Genomic DNA, 216 nt, shown 5'->3' on the forward strand with positions numbered 1-216 from the left:
CTTCTTGAGCAAGTGATGTATCAAAATCATCACAATCTATTTCTTTGTTGAAATAAACTTTTGTATTATCCTGTACTATGGTAATCAAATCTTTTCTCAATTGCTTTACATCATCATTTTCTAATGCCCGGCATCCAGATAATCCAATAGTTAAACCAGTTACAATAATAAAACCAAAGATTATCTTTATAAACTTATTCATTGCTAATCACTCCT

At 29.2% G+C, this 216-nt stretch carries 1 protein-coding gene; it reads right to left on the reverse strand.

Going from position 1 to position 216, the window contains the following annotated elements:
• Positions 1 to 202, reverse strand: a 202-nt coding sequence (locus AACQ14_RS24125; RefSeq protein ID WP_339366079.1) for a hypothetical protein, incomplete at its 3' end; no start/stop codon positions are given.
• Positions 203 to 216: the final 14 nt, after the last annotated feature.

It is taken from the genome of Vallitalea maricola (assembly GCF_036985595.1).
GTDB classification, from domain to species: Bacteria; Bacillota; Clostridia; order Lachnospirales; family Vallitaleaceae; genus Vallitalea; species Vallitalea maricola.